This window comes from Alteromonas sp. ABH4_452, from assembly GCF_056311825.1.
Genome location: NZ_CM149973.1, coordinates 2,190,804 through 2,212,337, shown reverse-complemented (window position 1 = coordinate 2,212,337; position 21,534 = coordinate 2,190,804). Strand labels below are relative to the sequence as shown.

At 42.6% G+C, this 21,534-nt stretch carries 17 protein-coding genes and 1 tRNA gene; 14 read left to right on the top strand and 4 right to left on the bottom strand.

The genetic code is table 11. The features are described from left to right. Positions 1–96 precede the first annotated feature (96 nt). The 12 genes from ACYX4N_RS09435 to ACYX4N_RS09380 all read left to right on the top strand — a co-directional run bounded on the left by ACYX4N_RS09435 (position 97) and on the right by ACYX4N_RS09380 (position 13,419). Positions 97–951, top strand: coding sequence for an alpha/beta fold hydrolase (locus tag ACYX4N_RS09435; protein WP_476056434.1), 855 nt, complete (start codon positions 97–99; stop codon positions 949–951). A 187-nt stretch (positions 952–1,138) separates the two neighbouring features. Next, a complete protein-coding gene (locus tag ACYX4N_RS09430) occupies positions 1,139–2,035 on the top strand; it encodes a site-specific integrase (RefSeq protein ID WP_476056376.1) in 897 nt (298 codons plus the stop codon). 288 nt (positions 2,036–2,323) lie between these two features. Further along, entirely contained in the window at positions 2,324–3,871 is a 1,548-nt protein-coding gene (locus tag ACYX4N_RS09425; RefSeq protein ID WP_476056375.1) for a hypothetical protein, read from the top strand. 407 nt (positions 3,872–4,278) lie between these two features. After that, complete coding sequence (locus tag ACYX4N_RS09420) at positions 4,279–5,313, top strand: DUF3427 domain-containing protein (protein ID WP_476056374.1); 1,035 nt, start codon at positions 4,279–4,281, stop codon at positions 5,311–5,313. Positions 5,314–5,351: 38 nt separating this feature from the next. Then, entirely contained in the window at positions 5,352–6,182 is an 831-nt protein-coding gene (locus ACYX4N_RS09415; protein ID WP_476056373.1) for an HNH endonuclease, read from the top strand. Continuing rightward, positions 6,175–6,525: a nucleotide pyrophosphohydrolase gene (locus ACYX4N_RS09410; protein WP_476056372.1), complete on the top strand. Its 351-nt coding sequence runs from the start codon at positions 6,175–6,177 to the stop codon at positions 6,523–6,525. Before ACYX4N_RS09415 ends, ACYX4N_RS09410 begins: the two co-directional genes overlap by 8 nt. A 222-nt stretch (positions 6,526–6,747) precedes the next feature. After that, positions 6,748–7,752, top strand: a complete 1,005-nt coding sequence (locus ACYX4N_RS09405) for a helix-turn-helix domain-containing protein (RefSeq protein ID WP_476056371.1) — start codon at positions 6,748–6,750, stop codon at positions 7,750–7,752. Positions 7,753–7,917: 165 nt separating this feature from the next. Beyond that, the gene (locus tag ACYX4N_RS09400) at positions 7,918–8,472 is read left to right on the top strand and encodes a recombinase family protein (RefSeq protein WP_476056370.1); all 555 of its coding nucleotides are present in this window, start codon (positions 7,918–7,920) and stop codon (positions 8,470–8,472) included. Positions 8,473–8,736: 264 nt separating this feature from the next. Beyond that, the gene (locus ACYX4N_RS09395) at positions 8,737–10,131 is read left to right on the top strand and encodes a hypothetical protein (protein WP_476056369.1); all 1,395 of its coding nucleotides are present in this window, start codon (positions 8,737–8,739) and stop codon (positions 10,129–10,131) included. After that, the gene (locus ACYX4N_RS09390; protein ID WP_476056368.1) at positions 10,128–10,928 is read left to right on the top strand and encodes a hypothetical protein; all 801 of its coding nucleotides are present in this window, start codon (positions 10,128–10,130) and stop codon (positions 10,926–10,928) included. The genes ACYX4N_RS09395 and ACYX4N_RS09390 overlap by 4 nt, the downstream gene beginning before the upstream one ends. A 171-nt stretch (positions 10,929–11,099) precedes the next feature. After that, positions 11,100–11,807, top strand: coding sequence for a hypothetical protein (locus ACYX4N_RS09385; protein ID WP_476056367.1), 708 nt, complete (start codon positions 11,100–11,102; stop codon positions 11,805–11,807). A gap of 25 nt (positions 11,808–11,832) precedes the next feature. Beyond that, entirely contained in the window at positions 11,833–13,419 is a 1,587-nt protein-coding gene (locus tag ACYX4N_RS09380) for an RNA-directed DNA polymerase (RefSeq protein WP_476056366.1), read from the top strand. 925 nt (positions 13,420–14,344) lie between these two features. Here ACYX4N_RS09380 and ACYX4N_RS09375 read toward each other — a convergent pair. From ACYX4N_RS09375 to apbC, 4 genes are all read right to left on the bottom strand, one after another. Continuing rightward, positions 14,345–14,421, bottom strand: a tRNA-Pro gene (locus ACYX4N_RS09375). Positions 14,422–14,557: 136 nt separating this feature from the next. Further along, complete coding sequence (locus ACYX4N_RS09370; RefSeq protein WP_476056365.1) at positions 14,558–15,994, bottom strand: SLC13 family permease; 1,437 nt, start codon at positions 15,992–15,994, stop codon at positions 14,558–14,560. A 138-nt stretch (positions 15,995–16,132) separates the two neighbouring features. After that, positions 16,133–16,726: a dCTP deaminase gene (dcd, locus tag ACYX4N_RS09365; RefSeq protein WP_476056364.1), complete on the bottom strand. Its 594-nt coding sequence runs from the start codon at positions 16,724–16,726 to the stop codon at positions 16,133–16,135. Positions 16,727–16,959: 233 nt separating this feature from the next. Next, complete coding sequence (gene apbC / locus ACYX4N_RS09360; RefSeq protein WP_476056363.1) at positions 16,960–18,066, bottom strand: iron-sulfur cluster carrier protein ApbC; 1,107 nt, start codon at positions 18,064–18,066, stop codon at positions 16,960–16,962. A 108-nt stretch (positions 18,067–18,174) separates the two neighbouring features. On the opposite strand from apbC, the gene metG reads away from it, so the two are divergent. Further along, positions 18,175–20,202: a methionine--tRNA ligase gene (gene metG / locus ACYX4N_RS09355; RefSeq protein WP_476056362.1), complete on the top strand. Its 2,028-nt coding sequence runs from the start codon at positions 18,175–18,177 to the stop codon at positions 20,200–20,202. 382 nt (positions 20,203–20,584) lie between these two features. After that, positions 20,585–21,424 carry a mechanosensitive ion channel family protein gene (locus ACYX4N_RS09350; protein WP_476056361.1) on the top strand — a complete coding sequence of 280 codons (840 nt, stop codon included), beginning with the start codon at positions 20,585–20,587 and terminating at the stop codon, positions 21,422–21,424. Positions 21,425–21,534 lie beyond the last annotated feature (110 nt).

The window sequence follows — 21,534 nt, the reverse complement described above, 5'->3', positions numbered from 1 at the left end:
CAACAAGCGCGACATAGTTTAAATGTCGCGCTTACGACAGACCTAAAGCTTCACAATGGGCAAGCTGAGTGTAAAAACATAATAAGGCTTCTCGTGATGCAACTTTCACAATGGCGTAGCTCAGGCAAACTTCTAAACGTTAATGGTCAGCAAATTTTCTACACTACCCAAGGCGAAGGGCCTGTGCTGTTGTTAATTCATGGATATCCTACCGCAAGCTTTGATTGGGTAAAATTATGGCCTGCACTTACTCAGAAATTTCACTGCATAACACTCGATATGCTGGGGTTTGGTTTTAGTACCAAAGCGCCCCAAAAATACAAAATAAAAGAACAAGCCGCGGTGATAGAAACCTTAATGGAGCACCTTCAAATTACGCATGCTCACGTGCTGTCTCACGATTACGGTGATACCGTCGCGCAAGAGTTAATGGCCCGACAGTTAGACGGCAACCTCGCGTTTCGTATGGAATCGCTGCATTTGCTCAACGGCGGCCTTTTTCCTGAAACCCATCAAGCATTACCTATTCAAAAGCTGCTGCTTTCCCCTATTGGCGGGCTACTCATTCCTTTTTTAAACAAAAACGCCATTCGAAAAAGTATGCACAATATCTTTGGCCCAAATACACCCCCTTCAGACCAAGACATTAACGATTTTTGGGCGCTTATTACTGAAAACAATGGCCACAAATACATGCACTTGCTTTTGGACTATATGAAACAACGCAAGCAATACAGAGAGCGTTGGGTAGGAGCACTTCAAAATGCCGACGTGCCGGTTCGACTAACCGCTGGCATGGCAGACCCCATCTCTGGTGCGCATATGGTAGAAAGATATAGGAAACTTATACCCAATGCTGACGTAGTTGAACTTGCTGATGTAGGGCATTATCCGCAGATTGAGAGTGCTGAATTGGTTTTAGAGTCGATTATTGGGTTTATTAAAGGTTAAGTGCGTGGGTGTCACTTAGAAGAGAGAAGTTGGTCGGTGTGAGAGGATTTGAACCTCCGACCCCTGACACCCCATGCCCACCTGCGCGATAACGCTGCCACCTCTACACGCACCTCCGAAAGTCAATACTGGCAAGGCCTCTAGAATTTCACTTCCATTAACTTTTAAGCACTTTGGAGTGAACGAAATGGCAACTATCCGTCAACTAAAATCAGGTAACTGGAACGTACAGATTCGTGAGCAAGGCAAGCGAATCTCTAAAACCTTTCCGACTCAACAAGAAGCTGAACGTTTCGCCTTTATGGGTTCCAGCGAATTATCCTTTCATGAGGTCTGCGACAAGTATCTTGAACACATGGGCGACTCTGTGCGCTACCGTGTGCGATGCTTGAAGAAAAACTTTAAGTCGCCTCCTACCCTACCAGAAATCGAAGCATTTAAACGGCAAAGACTCAAAGAAGTAAAGAGCAGTACCGCGAGGTTAGACTTACAGATGCTGTCTCGCATTGTTAAGTTTGGCATTAAGCACTTCGAGTTAGATTGGCCATTTCCGTTCAAGGACTTTAAGTATCCACCTGAATGCCAGCCACGTGACCGAGTTGTGACAGAACAGGAGTTGGAATTGATAATTGCCGACCTCCCTCCTCTTGTCGCGTCTGCTGCTGCACTATCATATGAGACAGCCATGCGGCGAGGTGAAATCGTAAAGATTCAGAAACACCATATTGAGTTCAATCAGAATAGGCTTTATGTCCCCGAAGCAAAGAATGGCTATTCACGATATGTACCTTTAAACAGCAATGCTGAAAAGGTCCTAAAGGAGAGACTGAGGACTTGTGGGAAAGAGCAGCTAGTTTACAATGTAGCAGCGGAGAGTCTTTCCAAGGCATTCAGGAGGTCTTGTAAACGACTCAATATATCAGGCTTATCCTTCCATTCTATGCGGCACTCAGCCATCACCAAGTATGCCCGAAGAGGGCTTTCAGTGAATCAGCTAAAAGTTATTTCAGGACATCGTTCGACAGAAATGCTTGAAAGGTATACACACTTGGGCATAAATGATGTGGTAAACCTAATGGAATGAAATAAGTAAAGTAACAAGCTCGAAAACTAATTAACTATTAGTGGGGGAAATAAGTAGACCAGTGACAAGACAAAATGTGACTCTTTCAATGACGGTTACCTAACTAAAACGGCTTCACTAAGTTTTAGACTCACAGTAGATTTAAAGGCCACTTTTTCTTGTCGCTTTAACGATTGAGCTTTAAAATTCCAGTTTGAAATACACTAAATACCGACAGCAAAAATCACTGAACCAATAATTTCGTTCAGTATTATAACGCTTTTTTTGTTTTTCTGGCCGTAGTATAAGATGCCATTAGTAATTGAAGACATTACCGTCCATCAGCTTTCCGAAGACGAGTTCAAAACCCTACACGCGAATATGAAAGGAGTGGGCAAACGAAAGCTTGAAGCACAGCGAAAATTCGAGAATCTAGTAGTACAACGAGGATTTCAATTTCATGAAAGTTACGTATACAAGAACGCGAGGGAGCAAGTTGCGCTGATTTGCGCTAAGCATGGCAAAGTATCAGTCGCTCCAACTTCGTTCATTAAAGCGTTACGTAACGGCTGCAAGAAATGTGGCGACGAATATACTCACGAGTTACAACGACAAGAAGGCTATAGGCTTTTCATAAAACGTATCAACGATACCGAAAGTATAAGACTCAAAGAACCTCATTTTAAATACGAAAATGCATCTACCAGAGTCAGTTTAATTTGCGCTATTCATGGCGAGTTTATTACTTGCAGTGACAAATTTAATGAAGCTAGAAAAAAAGGAAACAATGGCTGCAAAAAATGTGGCAACACCACAAGTGGGAGATTAAAAAGGACTGCTTCTGAACAGGAACTGATTCTGCAGGTCAACGATACACCTGATGTTATCCTGCATTCAGAATATAAATATATTGATGCACGGTCTCCAGTCACCTTTATCTGTAAGAAACATGGGATTTTTCGAGCATCACCCGACAATTTCAAGCGAGGAACAAGATGCCCAAGCTGCTGGAATGACCGTAAAGGGCAACACCGTAAAGATACCGCAAAGAAGGAATTTGAAACTTTCATAGCAAGCCTGGAAGGAATCGAATTCTCCAAAGATTATGTTTACAGTGGATACAAACGCAACGTAAAACTTACCTGCGCTGTTCACGGCGAATTTGTCGTTAAACCTAGTAATTTCTTGAGCACCCTTAAATCAGGAAACAATGGATGCCAGCTCTGTGGAATAGCACGCAGAAATGCGGAGTCTATGAAACAAGGAAAATTGAGATTTGAAGAGGCTGTAGAGGCTTATCCAGGGATTACATTGCACGATGATTATATTTACTTAAATAACCAAACTCCTGCAGCGCTGAATTGCATTCATCATGGACTCTATTATATAACCCCAAATAGTTTTCTTGGGAGTCACTCTGCTTCAGGTTGTCGTCGCTGTAAGGAGGAAACACACTCATGGAAAATCCTATTACTAAATCCCCATCAATGGAATGCTCCACGCGACCTATACTTTAATGAATTTCATCATATCGATGAAGGCACATTCTGGAAAATCGGTCTCACACAACCGAATAAGGTAAGATTCAATCCATTCGAAATGGCAAGGCAAGGCTTAACGTTAGTTCGGGAAGATCGTATCACTAAAACCAACTACCAAGCTTGTATGACCGAATACTATGTTCTTACTCGATATCGCGAGCACTCGAAAAACATGATGCATATATTAAATGAAAGTTCTTATTTAGGTGGGGGGACTGAATGCTTTAATAAGGATTTATTAATCGACAAAAGCCTTAACGAGTTTATTAATGAGGCAATGTCTGTTGAAAAGGCACTTATTGATGAGGTCCAGTAACTGAAGACTCAAAATTAAAATACCAATGATGGATTGAACTTACATCGAGAAAACTTTCAAGATGTTCAAATTTCAACCAAGCCCGCACAAGTTATCACGCTTAGTTACGAGTCGAAGTAAAATTCGAATTCAGATAAATTAACTTTGTTAATAGGCAGACAGCTATCATCGCGTAGTAACAAACCTGGTTTAGGTGCGGAAACAAAATCCCACACTTCAACCCCCTTGTATGCAAAGAAAGAATTGTCCGGCAAGCGATTATTCGCCGCTCTGAGTTTCAATAGCGTTTTGAATTCCATTGATTTACCCTAATCATCATCTTAAATTCAGATTATCAGTTTTTACGGGCTTGTAGACCTTTATCATTGGACGGAATTGAACGCGCAGTAAGGCACAAGGAGAATAAGATGCCAGCGAGAGCTACTGAAGTATTTACCTATCAGAACTTAACTGTGGGTACTGCATACACGCGCGAGGAAGCGCTACCTTTAGCAGGTGTTTCACCACCAGCAAACAGCCGAGAAATCACTGGCATCACACGTTTCAGTAATTGTGTAGTATTGTTCGTAACGCTGAACAAAGACGACAAGGAAGTGAACCATAAGTATAAAGATGAGTTTCTACTATATGGGAAGTCGTTTCAATGGGAATCACAGAACACGAATACGCCCATAACGCCTCACATGCAAATGATTATTAACCGTGAGCCTGTGGTACTTTTCGCGAGAGTTAAAAGCAAGGTTAAAGGTAAAACCCAGCCTTTCATTTATGTTGGTGAGCTAACTTGCAATCAGTATTTTTTCGATGCTAAACAAGCTAACAAACCCATGGAAGTTATTTTCAGTGTGGATGATTACGTACCTTCCCCCTCCCCTGAGCTTCAGCAACTTTATCTATGGACACCTGAAGATACTAATAAAGTCCCGAGTGATGACTATTCCCTTCTTGGCAACAACTTAATAGAAACTGCTCCACCAAAACGTAACAAAGCGAGAGCAGTAAAGGCTGGCAAGACATCAAAAGTGGTCGATTGGGCAGCAAAAGATGAAGCAAATAGAAACCTAGGCCTCATTGGAGAAAAGTTGGTTATAGCCCATGAACAAGACCGTTTAAAGAAGCTTGGGCTTAACCACTTATCGAATAAAATTGAACACGTGGCCTTGAAAGAGCCCAACGCAGGATACGATGTGAGGTCGTATGACAATGCCGGGAACGAAATTTATATAGAAGTGAAGACTACAAAAGGCAGTGCCAGTAATGCCTTTTACATTTCAAAGAATGAAGTGGAAACCTCCAAAGGTTTAGGGAAGAAGTATTGGATTTATCGGGTTCACTCCAGAAACGCAAAGACTGGAAACTGGCAGGTATATAAGCTGAATGGACCAGTAGACCAATTATTCGATTTAGAGCCCGAGATATATTCAGCAAGAGTTAAAAGTTAGTTTCTAGTTTTATTGGATACTCAAAAAGGAGAGCGTAAATGGAATGGTGCGTATACGTTGGGCAGAAAGCAAAGCTCAATTACAAGATCGGTTTTGACAATGGCATTTGGGGGCAGAAATCTATATTTAAATCTTCACGACTACGAGAAATCCAGGAAGGAGATACAGTCTATTTTTTCCACGATATAAAGCGCCTAACTCCACCAGAAGGTAACGAAAGAGAAGGTAATCTAAGAATAAAGTTAGTCGATTATGCGAGGCTTGGCGGTTTCGCTCGTGAAGTTAAAGTGTGTAAAGTTACAAAGGGGTTTTACGAGAACACTAGCTCAATCTGGCCTGATGACGTCTACCCATATAGATATGACTTTGAAGAAATTCAGACAATGAAGGATGTTCCAGTAGGAATCGAGTTTCAAGGCGATGAGGTGGTTAAGAACTTACTCAAATCTATATTAACCAAGGGTGATGCTGTCCCAATTGGAGATGCTGCTATTGACTTTAATGGTGAATATCTGCCTATTCAAGACTCCGAACTAGCATCAGAAGCCCTCGAGGGTAAGCCAATTTACAAACTACACCTATTAAGAGAAAGAGATAAGACGCTCATCGCTAAAAAGAAAAAATTAGCATCGGATGCCGGTAAGTTATTTTGTGAAGCGTGTGGTTTTGACTTTCAAAAAGTCTACGGTGAATTAGGTGAAGGATTCATCGAATGTCACCATAACAACCCTCTTGCGGAAAGAAAAAAAAATGAAAAAACATCGCCGAGCGATTTGACTTTGTTATGTTCCAATTGCCACAGAATGATTCACCGCACAAAAAAATGGTTAACAGTGGAGCAATTGAAAAGGTTGATTGAGCATGAATGACATGGAGAAACTAAAGGCAACACTTAAAGAGTTTAACTCAGCGCGTAACTGGGAGCATTTCCACTCCCCTAAGAATCTATCTCTGGCTTTATGCAGCGAGTGTGGTGAATTAGCTGAGATAATGCGGTGGCTTACAGAGGAGCAATCTGACAATCTGACAACAGAACAACAAGCAAATGTTGAAGAAGAGTTAGCAGACATTTTCATATTTCTGACGACCTTAGCGGACAGACTTGATATCAACCTAATTGACGCCGCGAACCGAAAAATCCAGTTAAACGAACAAACTTATTCTGTAAAGTCCAGCCATTCCAATGCGTTAAAACAATCCAAAAATAAGTAATCCCCAAATACTTTTACTGTAAAAATTTACGAGGCCAAATCGATAATGTGAAGGCCTCAAATCCCCCCTGCACCCTATGCGCTCCCAATTTTCCATTCGCGCACAAAGTTTAGTTAACTATCAATTATTTTTACTTAACTGTTGACCACGCAAGTTTACTCCTCTAAGATTGCCAAAGTTAAGTAAACAGAAAATATATTTTAGTTAACAAAAGGAGGGCATATGAATTCCAAATCTTTGATAACACTCGCGATGAGCACCCTTTCCTGCAACCAGTCAAAACTAGCTGATTTGCTGGGTGTGTCGAAAGCTCAAATTTCTAAATGGAAAAGTGGCGAAACTATTTCACGCGATATGGAAGTTAAAATTTTGGATTTGATTGGACTAGATAAAGAGGCAAGTCCTGAATTAATCCAATTGACAGGCAGTAAAGAGCAGGCAGACAAGTGGTGTCACTTAATATCCTATCTTACTAAGCATACATTAAATACAGTTGCGCCTGACATTCACCCTGCGCCACTAGATATGGGACTTGGTGTCGCTCAATTTACATTCGAAGTCTTAAGTAACCTAAACGCGGCCGGGGTACAAATTCCTCATACATTTCCGAAAGAGCTTGACCTAGTCGGAATTACTACTGAAACAGAATCCATCATTGAGGACGAGTCAGTTTTTGACGATATCAAGCACGCGATTGATAACAATGAGCTCGCAAGTACGATTATTGCAGCATTTGAATGTCTTTGCGACGTGTATGAATTCTACGAGGTCAATATACAAGAAACTGTTTATGCACTAGAAAAGCTTACTGACTATCAACTTCCAACCGAAATAGAAGACATTGAAGATTACCTTTTCGAGGTAGCACTGGCCAAAACGGATATCGACAGCCTGAAATACCCGTCTTTCGATTTGTACAAGACAAGAGTTCTCCATCAACTTTCAATGAATTTATGGGTGCTCAAAAAGACTGCTTACAACCATCGAGTCCCACTTCAGGTAGAAGTTATGCACCTCGTACACACACCTCTATACGAATTAGGTCAGCTCGCTGAAATGTCAATCACAAACGTATTTTCCGGAGCCATTCATCCCGACACTTATATGAATGAGTTACTAGTTGGAATGCGTAAATTGCAAACCGCTTTACCGGTTATTTGCGAGAAGTTGGGAATCCCAGAGTCAGACTTGATGACCGATACAAAGAGTCTGATAGCAATCAACTAACATTGGCAGAGTTTGACTGTACCAGTCGGGCATATCCATGATGTAGCAGTCGATTGGTACACTTTTTTGGCTAATTTCGTATCAAAATAAATCAGTTTCATTAATTGTCACGGTTAAATTATGAACGTTTAAGACTTTAACTGGTACAAATTCGGGAGCACAAATATGGAAATTGGATACATTCGAGTAAGCACACTAGACCAAAACACAGCGCGTCAACTGGACGGCATGACACTCGAACAAACCTACACAGATAAATGTTCAGGCAAGGACAAGAATCGTCCAGAACTACAGAGCATGCTCAAAGCTCTTCGACCTGGCGATATTGTTCATGTGCACGACATATCTCGTATGGCTCGAAACACTGCTGACTTGCTTGAGCTCGTAGATACGATTACAGGTAAAGGTGTGACTCTGCGATTCCATAAGGAGAACTTCACGTTCACTCCAGACAAGGCTGATGCAATGCAAAACTTGATGCTGACAATGCTAGGTGGCATTTATCAATTCGAGAGAGCTATGTTGCTAGAGCGTCAACGTGAAGGCATTGAGATAGCTAAGCGCCAAGGCAAATACAAAGGCAGGCCACAAAGCGTTGACCGTGAGCGAATTGCCGCGTTGTTATCTGAAAGGGTCAGTATTCGAAAGATTGCCCGTCAATTAAGTATATCCCCTTCTACAGTACAAACAGTGAAGAAGGAGCTGTGCACCAGCGCATAGGAGACCATGGGCGTGAGTATCAAGTGGATATGTACGCTACTGACTAAGATGTTCAATCATTGGATTGTATATCGTAAGTGATTCATCAATGAATAGTGTTTAACTAACAGAAACTTACAGACTCTATAGTCAGTAGAATCTCTTGAGTAGTGACCTAATTAATTTATTCATCAATAACCTAATAGTAGACGCGTCGGCTGGCCTGAGCCATCTCAGTGTCACCCTTAAGTCATATACCAGTAGTTTAGGAAATCAAGAAGTTTTATGCATCAATCCGTTATTCCTGCACGAGCAGAGATAAACCACCAGTGGACGAGCAGTCTTCGCAAGGCACCGCAACAGTATGTCCACTATCACCACCAGCAAGACATAGTTATAAAAACCTTCGAGCCAAGAATGGAGATTGGTCTATCTGGTCAGCCAGTTGACTTACTTATCGAGATGATGGGTATCAAACTAGTAAATCGCAACCGTGAAACCACTCGCGCCACGCTACAAACGGCCTTGGCTAACATCGCTATGTCACCGACACATCATCACCCATCAGTTCGTTATGGGTTTCTGCATTCTGCAAGCAATACATCTTCAGAGCCAATTGCCCGATATAAGGCAGTTAAGTTCGGACATAAAACCTTTGTGGACATGCTCAAGCGACTAGCTGACATAGGCTTTCTTAAGGTTCATAAAGGATTTAAAGGAAAACGCTCAACACACGGACTTAGAACGCTTTGGTTGGTAACTGATAAGGCCAAGGTATGGCTGGCTGAAAATGCTGGACGCTTATCACTGGTTCATAACACCGCTAATCGTGAAGTACTTGTCTTAAATGGAGATAGCAAAGAACTGTTGGATTATGAAGAAAATAAAACCACGCATAGCATTAGACAGACTTTGCTCGACACAAACGCTCACAGGCAAGCCCAGCACTGGGAGTATACCCCTGTCATCGACAGTGAATGTGACTTTGAAAGTGGTTACTTAGTATTCTCAAATCATAGGCGAACACTACTCCAAAGCGACTTAGAGTGCCGGAGAGTTTTCCGGAATAACTTCCGGACTGGAGGTAGATTTTACTGTCCCGCTCAAGGCTTACGTAAAGACGAGCGCATGACAATGACGGTTAATGGTGAATGCTGCGTGGAGCTGGATATTAAATGCTTGCACCCTAGACTGCTTTACAACATGTCGGGCTTAGAGTGTCCCGAGGATTGTTACTATGTCGACGGTTACGATGAAAGCCACAGACATATTTTCAAGTACCTGTGTCAGTTGCTCATTAATAGCGAGAGTGAAGGCCTTGTCATTAGGAATCTCACATATAAGTGGCGCATAGATTCGGAGCAAAGCAAACAATATGTCCAAGCTTTTATGCGTCAACACGCAGCTATTCAACACAAGTTCTTCGATAGCTACTGGGGGCAACTTCAGTATGCCGATAGCCAGCTAACTGAAGTAATCCTCAAGAAATGTCTGGAAGCAGATATCCCAGTCTTGCCAGTGCACGACAGTTACATAACTTCTACGAGATATTGTCACGAATTGTCTGAAATTATTCAGGAAGCATATTACACAATGTTTAAATTTAATGTGGTTCACGACATTCAAGTGAGCTCCCCTAATGGAATCTCTGGCTTTAATGGTCAGGAAGTTAACCAATGAGCCTGTGTAAAGTCTCAGGGTGCTCCAGAAGCACAAGTATAGATCGTAACGGCGTGCAGCGTTCGAAACTATGCGCACGCCATGCAACGCATTACAAACGCCATGGACACGCTACGTTGAAGCAGCCAAGCCTACGCTCTGACCTTGCTATTCGAATGCCCTACTTGGCCGGTGAGCGCTGGGCTCGGCATTCTGACTTAACAGTGCTTACAAAATGGTTTGAGTACCAACTTCTGAAAGCCAAGGACTATCATGTAAGTCCATACCGCCATAAACGTGAGTTAACGCGAGAGCAGCTATGGGCTTTGCACCTTAATCATTTAGACTCTTTACATGTAACTTCGAATGACCTGGCTATCAGACTGGTGGGTTTACTTTGGACTTGCAAAATGAACGAATCGCTGTTTAAACCAACTGATTACAGATACATATTCCTCACTAAAAAACTATTAACCATCAAGCCTTTGCCATCTCACAACAAGGACGCATTTACAGGCAAGGAGAAACCCTATGGCGAGCTATCCATTCGGTTTGCAAGATGGGTAGGGACAAAGCTTGAAGATGCATGCAATGGTATACTGGAGGCTAATCGCGAAGTCCTCGTACAAGTTAACAACAAGACAGCTAAGCAAATTGTGAGTAATAAAAACGCGCAGAGTGAAATTGCCCACTTAGCGAGTGCTAGACAGCGCATACGAGCTCAGAAGAAACGTGAGGCTGGCCGAAAATTGATGTGGGACATGTCAAAAAACCAATATTTTTGGCAGTACTCGAATGGAGAGCTGGAGCCTTTTTAAGCCACATGCACTTACTTTGGCCTATCAATACGGTAATTATGCGTTATTAAAAACTTTCACATACCACTTAAACTATTTAATTAACTTCAAAAAAAGTATGGTAGTGTTATTCAGTTAAAACAATTGTTTATATTTATTCAGGGTGTGTATTAATTTCACAAGGAGGTTTCATTGGCTGATTACATAAATAAGAATATCTTAAGCCAAGCTTATATTCATATTGAATCTGATGTCGCTGGAGACTCGACTAGATTAGAAGAATTCAAGTCTTCTATTATCGATTTTGCCCGAAGTCGAGTTGATTTCTTTTTGTCACCTGATGCTCCAATCGAAGTAGAGTTTGAAGATGGGTCATTGATAGCTCGAGTTACTGTTCTTGGAACCATCAGCTTATTGCTCCAGGGCATATCCAACTACAAAGATTTTCGCGAAGGTATACAATTGATATACAGTGACGCTAAACGAGTTACCGATTACATTATTTCTGAAGGTGTATTTAGCGCAGGCTCAAGGCAACAAAGTGTAATTCGCCTCGAAGCCCGAGTCGGAATTGTTGGCTCTATCCAAAAAGCGATAAATATGCTTGAGACTATAAAGTCGGGAGCGAATGGGAACCAACTCGCATCAGATGTTGTAAAGAAATTAATTGATGCTAATAAAGAAATCGACAAACTACTTTCAAATTTGGCTACAGAAGAAGATATTGAGACAATTCAAAAAGGGTTACTAGAAATAGTTGACGAAATGCCCGAGTCACCCACTCCACCAAAAAACAAGGTAAATGACTTTGCGGCCATCAACTCTTATCAAAATCAAAAGAAAAAGCTCAGAATAAGATTAACCCGCACAATCGAACCAGATACAGCAACTCCGTTATAAATAGGGACATAAAGAGGGAATTTAGATGCCTTTAAAGGATATTTTGAAAAGAGGGTATTTCCCGAAAGAGCTACCAGCTCCGTTTGTTACCGAGACATTCTCCAACCTTTTAACCTCGAGTGCAGTAACAATAGAGGGTGACTTCGCTAAGAACATTACAAATAGAACCAAAATTCCCAAAGCCAAAATCTGCAAATACTCACATGCTCGAGGTGGTCTTCTTAGACGAAAACTTAGTATATGTAATCCCGTACTCTTCTATTTGCTTGCGAGAGAGATTCAAAGTAACTGGAGGGTGCTCGAAACAGCAACCCACATGTCAAAACTTGCAGCAACCTCGCCAGTGCAAAAATCAAAAGGCCGAGCAATTGATGGAAAATATTCTCATAACGACAGAGTAGCATTAGCTGTAAAATCAAGAGTTGGAAGCCGCTATGTCTTGTTCACTGATATCAGTCGCTTCTACCACAGTATTTATACTCACTCAATTCCCTGGGCGCTCCATACAAAAGCCAAAGCAAAGACAAATAAAAAATTCAACTTATTAGGGAACAAGTTGGACTTCCTAGTTCGCCAAGGGCAGGACGGACAGACTATTGGAATCCCTATTGGCCCCGACACATCTCTAGTTTTGGCTGAATTAATAATGAATAAGTGTGATGAGTCTTTACTTACGAAATCGAGTTCAGTAAAAGGCCATAGATTTATCGACGATTACGAATTAAGTTTCAAAACTAGAACAGAAGCAGAAGAAGCGTTTCATCAACTTGAGGCTTGTTTATCGGATTACGAGCTAGCTCTGAACCCCAAAAAGACAAAAGTAATTGAACTACCCTCAGCGCTAGAGAGCAACTGGGTTCGCGAGCTTAAAAACTTCTCCTTTAGATCGTCGGTTAAAAGTCAAGCAAATGACTTGGAAGACTATTTTTCATATGTCTTCGAAATAAGCAAAGCGAACAAAGATGAACCGGTTCTTCAGTTTGCCATTGCTAGACTTCGCTCTGTAACTATACATTCAAACAATTGGGATTTATTTCAAAGACTAATTTTATTATGCATAGCTCCGGAACCGGCCACATTACCATATGCGCTAGAGCAAATAATTAGCCGTATAAATTTGGGCATGCCTCCATTAAGTAACGAAATTCAAGACGTATTAAATAGTCTTATCGAAACTCATGCGCCATTAAAGCATTCTAGTGAAGTTGCAAATGCACTCTGGGGATGTTTAGTGCTGCAACTTAAAATAACAGATAAAAGCGTGGACCTGATTTCTCAGTGTGATGACTCATGTATAGCTTTATTAGCCCTCGACTGCCGCTCAAAAGGCTTACTAACCAAAACATTAGACACTACGCTTTGGGAGTCTTTTATGAACGCATCTGGACTTTATGATGAACATTGGTTACTGGTATATGAAGCAAACTACAAAGGCTGGCTTCCGAATCCAGGCGGCATTGACTTCGTTGCTACAGATGTAAATTTTAGTTACCTGAAAGCAAATGGTGTCTACTTCTACGATGAATCATTAACATCGTCAGGGGGCGATAATCAAGTTCCAATGCCGACAATTCCTTCTTCTTTCATTCCAACAAGCTATCAATCATTTTGATATTCGTTGTTTGACTTAGAAATTGGAAGAGATATTTGAACCTACACATGCTATTGAACTAAAGAAGAGAACAAGATTATGTCAATTTGAACCCGCCATTCATTTGAAGTTGTATCACCATAATTCGTACGAGGCGCTCAGTTATTAGGCATTAAGGAGCATTGAGAGTAGCCCTCTTGTATAAGACAATCAACCTTGCCCTTATTTGAGTGTGGAAAGATAGAATACAGAAATGTAGACCTCGGTTTATTGCCAACGGCCACTGTAACTCCCTCGACGGAAGAGTGGCTTTCGAAATATGGATTAACAAATTCAGTTTATTCAGCAATAAGTTTCTGCTGTAGTAACTACAAGCAATGCGCAGTCATCAGCGACTGATTAACGCTAAAGGGCACTCGGCGAGCGGCAGAGTAGAAATATCGACTAAAACGCTCTGTAATTCAAACAGTTCACAGTATATAGCCTACATATTGAGCTATTGAGGATTTACCATGGAGCGAGTGAAATTGAATCACCTTGTGTCCGAAAGAGTAAGAATAAATATACATCCATAAACGCTACAGCAAGACCTCCGGTAGTTTTTCTTCTCCATGGAAATGATTTAAATCAGATGACACAGTTGAATCCTGCTCACAAGAAACATGAAATGCAGGTTTTCTGGAACTCTAACAAAAGGTTTCTTCTTGGAGAGAGATTTTAGACTTCCCCCTAATTGACACTCACCTGACTATTTAATCCATGCTGCTTGCTTAACTTCAAATATATTTACGTCAAACTCGCAAGTGTGAACAAGATTGTGAACGTTCACAAATTTAGCTAATATCAAGGTGGATGTGAGTTCTGTGTGTTGTCTTGAAGTTTGACTTTAAGGTTTGCTGTAGAGTAAGCCAGATAAGGCTTTGGGTGTCACTTAGAAGAGAGAAGTTGGTCGGTGTGAGAGGATTTGAACCTCCGACCCCTGACACCCCATGACAGTGCGCTACCAGGCTGCGCTACACACCGACCGAAAGAGCGAGTTAGTCTACTCAAATTTGTTCACAATGCAACGGAATTTAGCAATAAGCCTGTTTAAGCGCTCAATTGCTAACCATCTTTGTAAAATTCTACATTAAAACACCTAGTTGCACGCTATTTTATATCAGGCCAAGGTAACGTAGCACACCGCAGTTACCACTAACGCCACCAGCACGTTCAGCATTATTCCTTCTCTTGCCATTGTTTTAATATCAAACTTTTCAGTTGAGTACGCAATGGCGTTAGGCGCTGTTGCTACAGGCAACATAAAAGCACAGCTTGCGCTAATTGCCGCAGGAATCATTAGTAACTTAGGGTCAACGCCCACTGCCAACCCCGCTGCCGCCAATATTGGCATTAGCAAGGTAGATGTTGCGGTATTAGAAGTAATTTCCGTTAGGAAAGTCACGAATAAGCAAATACCCAGTACTAGCAATAACACAGGCAAGGTAGCGAGCCCTGTTAACCAAGAGCCCATCAGCACGCTTAAGCCTGAAGACATAAACGCTTTCGCAATACAAATGCCACCTGCAAACAAAAGTAACATTCCCCAAGGAATATCGTTAGCGGTTTTCCAATCGAGCAGCTTGTCGTTGTTACCTTTAGCGTCTACTTCGCCATTGTCATTGCCGCTATTGGTGAAAAACATAGCTGCAACACCTGCAACGGCTATAGTGCTATCACTGATGGTGGTCACGCCTATCCAAGCGGTCCAAAAAGGTCTGAAGATCCACGCCATTGCTACCGTACCGAAAATGGCAAGTACACGCTTTTCTGCTTTTGACCATGCACAAGGTACAGGCAAATCGATGTTGCCCACTTCTTTAATTCCGCGTGCCAACCACAAGGCCATAATAGGCACACCTAAAACGACTATCGGTACGCCAGTTTTCATCCATTCGATAAAGCTGTATTCCATACCCTGCGTTTCTTCATACACGCTCATGAAGATAATATTCGGCGGTGTGCCAATAGGCGTCCCTACCCCACCTAAACTTGCTGAATAAGCAATACCCAGAATAAGGGCGACGCCAAATCTTGGGTTATTAACCGCATTGATAATGGCAATGGCCATTGGCAACATCATTAACACCGTGGCGGTGTTACTAATCCACATACTAAGAACGGCGGTTGTTAACATGAAGCCTAGCACGAGCTTGAGCGGGCTGCCGCTGCCTGTTACACGCAGCATGTAAATAGCAAATCGCTTGTGTAAGTTGGCACGTTCAAGCCCTTTTGAAAGCATGAAAGCCGCCATTAGCAATATAATGACATGACTTCCTAAGGCAGACGCAGCTTCACTGTGTGACAGTACGCCGAATAATGGAAATAACGCGAATGGCAGAAGCGAAGTAGCGGGAATGGGCAGCGCTTCGGTTACCCAAAGTACGGCCACAAAAAGAGTGATCGCAGCGGTAAATATAATTTCGCTAGGCTGATTTATAGCCCACAGGCCCATACCGCTAAGAACAGAGGCGATAAACGCGAAAAGAACAATGCTGTTCTTACGTGTTGGCTTTCGTTGTTGAATATCTGAAGAAGGTTCAGGGTTTGTGTGCATTGCGCTTCCCGTTACTAATCGCTTTATTATAAGTGCTAGGGCCTTAGCTATAGGCCCTAATTATTGCTCTTATATTTTCTATCAGTAATTAGCGGGAAACGCACGAGGCTTTTCCAAAAAAGTTATTTTTTAGTTGTTTTACTTACTTTCGTCGTCTGACGAAATACGGCTGGCAACTGCACCGGCTTGATCTTTATATTTCGCATCAACTCTGGCGTTGTAAGGTTTTTCAGCTGGGGCTGATAACACCTCAAAGCTAAGTGCCCCTATTTTCATTTTAGGGCGAAGCGCCAGCGGTAACTTACCACTGTTGTAAAACTCAAGAACGATATTGCCCGACCAACCTGGGTCGATGCGATGGGCTGTTACGTGAACCATTAAGCCCAAACGCGCCAGTGAAGAACGCCCGTCTAACCAACCAACGATATTGTCTGGCAGCGTTACTGATTCGTAGGTTATAGCTAGTGCCAACTCGCCCGGGTGCAAGAAGAACGCTTTACCCTCTTCTAGTTCAATTTCGTCGCTCATTACGTGGTCCAGCGCTTCTTGAACCTGTGCTTTTGGGCCACTTAAATCGATAAACGGCGCTTGATGGTCTTCAAACACGCGAAATTTGTTACCAAGGCGGATATCTACCGTTACACCGCTAACCTGATCATAGTTAGGTGTAGGCTCAATTTTTATTTTCCCATCTTGAAGATGTTGGTAGATATCGCGGTCGCACAAGCGCATGGTGTATTCCTCATTTCGTTAGGCCGCTATTATGCGTATGTCACCGCATGCATTCAACTGCTCAAAGGCTTGTTTTATCTGCTTTTGCGCAATTTTTATAAAGTTTTAGCTAATTTTGAATTTAAGTGCCAAAACCTGCCTCTATTTTTCTTTGGTTCAGCATCTAACTAGGCTTTAAACTAAACGTACATCACTATTGTGCGCTACCTGTTATTACTAAACCCTACTCTTTCTCAATCTTTCCCAAGAATGCCAATTGGGTCGCCTTTAATGTGTTTAACCGCTCCTTTGCGTGGTTCAACGGTAAGGGCTAATTGCATAGACAATGCCCGCGCAGCTTCACGGTAGCTTTCACTTAAGGCACTTTCAGGCGAGGAAATTAATAAAGGCATGCCGGCATCACCATGCTCGCGGATATGAATATCAAGGGGTAGCTGACCTAAAAGCGGAAGCCCATGACGTTCGGCAAGCGCTTCCCCTCCGTCTTTTGCAAATACATAGTCTTTGGTGCCGCAGGCTCTGCATTGGTAATAGCTCATGTTCTCGATAAGCCCAAGTACTGGCACATTGACCTTTTCAAACATGCTTATGCCTTTTTGGGCATCGGCTAGCGCTAAGTCCTGGGGCGTAGTCACTACCACAGAAGCGGTTAGTGGAACTTGTTGCGCCATCGTAAGCTGAATATCACCTGTCCCTGGCGGCATATCTACAATTAAGTAATCAAGCACAGGCCATAGGGTTTCATCTAGCAACTGCTTTAATGCCCTGCTTGCCATGGGGCCGCGCCATACTGCCGCGTCTTCTTGCGGTACTAAATAACCGATAGAGTTTGCTACCAGCCCATGTGCCATAAGCGGCTGCATGTGCTTATTGTCTTCACTTTCAGGGTGTGCATCGGGGTTGCCCAACATAATGGGAATAGACGGCCCATAAATATCGGCGTCTAAAATGCCAACTTTCGCGCCTTCTTGCATAAGTGCAAATGCAAGGTTGATACTGGTTGTAGATTTGCCCACACCACCTTTACCCGAGGCTACCGCAATAATATTTTTGATATTAGTAACAGGGGCAACTTCAGTGTCGCCACTGGCAACGTTTTGCTTAAAAGTAAGCTTATCGGCATCTAACTTACCCTTAAGCTGATTAAGCGCTTCTTGTTTAAGCATGTCTAACTGTGTAGCAATGCAAAATGGCAAAGTAACTGTAACGCCTGCATCTTCATTTTCTGGCTGACTAAAAGCACACCAAGGCAAGGTATCGTCTACGTCTAGCGAGAAATACTTGGCTAAAATAGCAGCAACCTTTTGCGTTAGCGGCTCTGCTTTGCGAGAAAAGAACATAAAATGCCTTACTAGTGGTAGAATTGTGTGAATTACGAGATGCAAAAAACGCGGTTTTCCGCTAGTATTTGCAGCCATTTTGAAACGCAAAGAATCAATAACGTCATTATGTCAGAAAAACGCCGAATTCTGGTAACCAGTGCGTTGCCATACGCAAATGGTTCTATTCATTTAGGTCATTTGCTAGAACACATTCAAACCGACATCTGGACTCGTTTTCAGCGCCTTCGCGGAAACGAATGTTACAGTGTTTGCGCCGACGATGCACACGGTACACCGGTTATGCTTAAAGCCCAAGAGCTTGGCATTACACCAGAAGAAATGGTGGCTAGAACCCGTGCTGAACACCATCAAGACCTTGTTGATTTTCACGTTGATTACGACAATTACTATGTAACCCATTCGCCAGAAAACAAGGCGTTGTGTGAAGAAATTTACACACGTTTAGATAACGCGGGTTACATTAGCAAGCGCACTATTAACCAGCTGTTCGACCCTGAAAAAGAAATGTTCCTGCCAGATCGTTTCGTTAAGGGTACTTGTCCAAGCTGTGGCGCAGAAGATCAAAACGGCGATAGCTGTGACTTATGTGGCGCAACGTATAGCCCAACAGAAGTAAAGAACCCGCGCAGCGTTGTATCGGGTGCTACACCAGTACTACGTGAGTCTGAGCACTTCTTCTTTGACCTGCCAAAATTTGAAGGCATGTTAAAAGAGTGGATCCGCTCAGGTGCCCTGCAAGAAGAAATGGCAAACAAGCTACAAGAGTGGTTCACTGAAGGTCTTCAGCAGTGGGATATCAGCCGTGATGCGCCTTACTTCGGTTTTGAAATTCCAGGTGCGCCGAACAAGTTCTTCTACGTGTGGGTAGATGCGCCAGTTGGCTACATGGCTAGTTTCAAAAACTTCTGCGACCAGAATAACCTAGAATTTGACGATTTTTGGAAAGCCGATTCTGACGCTGAACTGTACCACTTTATTGGTAAAGACATTACTTATTTCCACTGCCTATTCTGGCCTGCCATGCTAGAAGGCGCGGGATACCGCAAGCCTACGGGCGTGAACATACACGGTTTTGTAACCGTAAACGGTGCGAAAATGTCAAAGTCGCGCGGTACCTTTATTAAAGGCCGTACTTACCTTGACCATTTGAACCCAGAATATCTGCGTTACTACTTTGCGTCTAAGTTAGGCGACGGTGTTACCGACATCGACCTTAACTTTACTGACTTCGCACAAAAAGTGAATTCAGACCTAGTAGGTAAAGTGGTTAACATTGCAAGCCGCTGTGCAAGCTTTATCACTAAGCGTTTTGACGGAAAGCTGTCTGAAAACGTGATAGAACCAGAACTGATTGCTGAGTTCCAAAACGCATCAGAGAACATTGCTGCACTATTTGAGAAGCGTAAGTACCACCAAGCTGTGCGTGAAATTATGGCCCTTGCTGATAAAGCGAACCAGTTCATCGACAACAATGCACCTTGGGTAACCATTAAAGACGAGACTAAGCAGCAGTTCACACACGATGTGTGCTCGCTAGGTATCAACATGTTCCGTCTGTTGGTGATTTACTTGAAGCCTGTGCTTCCTGTACTTGCAGAAAAAGCAGAAGAATTCCTAAACGACAAGTTCGACTGGAATTCACTGCAAACCTTATTAAAAGGCCACGCCATCAACAAATTTAAGCCGATGATGCAGCGTGTAGAAATGGAGAAAATCGACGCCATGGTTGAAGATTCAAAAGAAAGCCTAGCGCCAGCAGCGCCAGCTATCGACCCAGACAGCCCGCTTGCTAAAGACCCTATTAGCGACACTATCTCGTTTGATGATTTCGCGAAAGTAGATTTACGTATTGCCCGTATTGCTAACGCAGAACACGTAGAAAAAGCAGACAAGCTTTTACGTTTGGAGCTAGATTTGGGCGGCGAAACTAAGCAAGTTTTTGCTGGTATTAAGTCGGCCTACTCGCCTGAAGCTCTGATCGGTAAGCATACGGTGATGGTGGCAAATTTAGCACCTCGTAAGATGCGTTTCGGTTTAAGTGAAGGCATGGTGTTAGCGGCAGGCCCAGGTGGCGACGAACTATATATTCTTGAGCCGCACGAAGGTGCAAAGCCTGGTATGCGCGTTAAGTAAACCTTATAACGTTCAACATTGAAGAAAGGTGACATTCAGCGCTTTAAAGCGACGGAATGTCACCTTTTTTGTTTAGCTGATAATAGAGTTCTCTGATTCATGTAGCCCAAAATCGTATAGTTAGGTTGAAGGTACATTTCCATCGTCGTGCAAGCTCATTGTTCCGCCCTCAGCATCATCTAACTCAATCATTACTAACCCAGTCTTTAATCTGCTCCGTAACTTGTTATTTCCCTTTTTCCATGTTGCCCTATCGCCCTATCGCAAAATAAGCTAACAACCGCAAACCATCAAAGGGACATTTCCACTCGTTGTAATTTAAGGCGATCTATCATTCTTTCTATAACGTAGTCACGGTGTTTAATCATTGAAAGAGGTATTTATGGAAGATTTGTTCGGGACTAATATCGATTTATCGGAATTAACCGAAAAAGCCATATCACTGGTGATGACTTACACCCCCAAATTGCTATTGGCTATCCTTACTCTGGTGGTGGGTCTTTGGTTAGTAAATCGTTTTGTTAACCTATTAGATCACCGAATAGGTAAAAAGGACCCTACACTAAACAAATTTTTATGCGGGCTTATTAGTGCCGTTTTAAAAGTCATGTTGTTGATTTCTGTTGCCTCTATGATAGGTATTGAAACCACCTCATTTATCGCCGTAGTTGGGGCAGCAGGTTTAGCTATTGGTTTAGCATTGCAAGGCAGCCTTGCTAATTTTGCTGGCGGTGTGCTGATACTGATTTTTAAACCCTTCAAAGTGGGTGACACCATTGAAGCAGAAGGGTATTTAGGGTCTGTAGCAGAAATACAAATTCTCTATACTGTAATCAACACTTTTGACAATAGGCGTGTTGTTATTCCCAACGGGAACCTATCTAACGCCACATTAACTAACGTTAGCGTATACGATAAACGCCGCTGCGACATGACCTTTGGCATTGGCTACGATGACGATATCGACAAAGCAAAGAATATTTTGCAGCGTTTGTTTGAAGAGGACGAACGCTCATTGACCGACCCTGCACCTAGAATTTGTGTAGGTGGACTAGGTGATAATTCAGTCGACCTGATGTTTAGACCTTGGGTCGGTACAGATGACTTGTGGCCTTATTACTGGGATATGCAGGAAAAGGTTAAAAAAGCGTTTGATGAAGAAGGTATTAGCATCCCTTATCCGCAGCGAGATGTGCATTTGTATAAAGCAAGCGACGATTAAAATCTTAATATGGAGATAGCTGCTAAGCTATCTCCCACTCCCCTTCAAATTCGCTTGTGAACGCTAAAGCCTAGCGTTCTGGTACAGCAAGTTAGCAAATCTCTAAAAGG

Excerpts from the sequence above, each read along its gene's own strand:
- ACYX4N_RS09435 (WP_476056434.1), top strand. The coding sequence starts at position 97 with ATGCAACTTTCACAATGGCGTAGCTCAGGCAAACTTCTAAACGTTAAT.
- ACYX4N_RS09430 (WP_476056376.1), top strand. The coding sequence starts at position 1,139 with ATGGCAACTATCCGTCAACTAAAATCAGGTAACTGGAACGTACAGATT.
- ACYX4N_RS09425 (WP_476056375.1), top strand. The coding sequence starts at position 2,324 with ATGCCATTAGTAATTGAAGACATTACCGTCCATCAGCTTTCCGAAGAC.
- ACYX4N_RS09420 (WP_476056374.1), top strand. The coding sequence starts at position 4,279 with ATGCCAGCGAGAGCTACTGAAGTATTTACCTATCAGAACTTAACTGTG.
- ACYX4N_RS09415 (WP_476056373.1), top strand. The coding sequence starts at position 5,352 with ATGGAATGGTGCGTATACGTTGGGCAGAAAGCAAAGCTCAATTACAAG.
- ACYX4N_RS09410 (WP_476056372.1), top strand. The coding sequence starts at position 6,175 with ATGAATGACATGGAGAAACTAAAGGCAACACTTAAAGAGTTTAACTCA.
- ACYX4N_RS09405 (WP_476056371.1), top strand. The coding sequence starts at position 6,748 with ATGAATTCCAAATCTTTGATAACACTCGCGATGAGCACCCTTTCCTGC.
- ACYX4N_RS09400 (WP_476056370.1), top strand. The coding sequence starts at position 7,918 with ATGGAAATTGGATACATTCGAGTAAGCACACTAGACCAAAACACAGCG.
- ACYX4N_RS09395 (WP_476056369.1), top strand. The coding sequence starts at position 8,737 with ATGCATCAATCCGTTATTCCTGCACGAGCAGAGATAAACCACCAGTGG.
- ACYX4N_RS09390 (WP_476056368.1), top strand. The coding sequence starts at position 10,128 with ATGAGCCTGTGTAAAGTCTCAGGGTGCTCCAGAAGCACAAGTATAGAT.
- ACYX4N_RS09380 (WP_476056366.1), top strand. The coding sequence starts at position 11,833 with ATGCCTTTAAAGGATATTTTGAAAAGAGGGTATTTCCCGAAAGAGCTA.
- ACYX4N_RS09370 (WP_476056365.1), bottom strand. The coding sequence starts at position 15,994 with ATGCACACAAACCCTGAACCTTCTTCAGATATTCAACAACGAAAGCCA.
- dcd (WP_476056364.1), bottom strand. The coding sequence starts at position 16,726 with ATGCGCTTGTGCGACCGCGATATCTACCAACATCTTCAAGATGGGAAA.
- apbC (WP_476056363.1), bottom strand. The coding sequence starts at position 18,066 with ATGTTCTTTTCTCGCAAAGCAGAGCCGCTAACGCAAAAGGTTGCTGCT.
- metG (WP_476056362.1), top strand. The coding sequence starts at position 18,175 with ATGTCAGAAAAACGCCGAATTCTGGTAACCAGTGCGTTGCCATACGCA.
- ACYX4N_RS09350 (WP_476056361.1), top strand. The coding sequence starts at position 20,585 with ATGGAAGATTTGTTCGGGACTAATATCGATTTATCGGAATTAACCGAA.